Source organism: Profundicola chukchiensis (assembly GCF_029664245.1).
GTDB lineage: Bacteria > Bacteroidota > Bacteroidia > Flavobacteriales > Weeksellaceae > Profundicola > Profundicola chukchiensis.
The window spans coordinates 1-230 of record NZ_JANAIE010000060.1 but is presented as its reverse complement, the minus strand read 5'-3'; the positions used below and the strand labels follow the sequence as shown (position 1 = coordinate 230).

The 230-nt window shown below is 34.3% G+C and carries 1 protein-coding gene; it reads right to left on the bottom strand.

Going from position 1 to position 230, the window contains the following annotated elements; genetic code table 11:
- Window positions 1-230 (bottom strand): hypothetical protein (locus NLM59_RS11675; protein ID WP_304417957.1); only part of this gene is annotated, 230 nt, incomplete at both ends.

The window sequence follows — 230 nt, the reverse complement described above, 5'->3', positions numbered from 1 at the left end:
GAGGGTCTAAAGTTGAAACTTCTGGAAGTTCTGCAACATCACATACAGAACTATCGGTGTAAGTAAATTCAGTGTCAACAGAATCATTAATAGTTACTGTAAAACTAAATTCATTATAACAAGTATCTGTTGGTGTGAAGGTATAAGTATAAACCTCATCAACTTGATTCACTGACCATGTTCCATCAACACCGTTATTGTCTTGAGTGTTTAAATTAGTAACTGCTGGA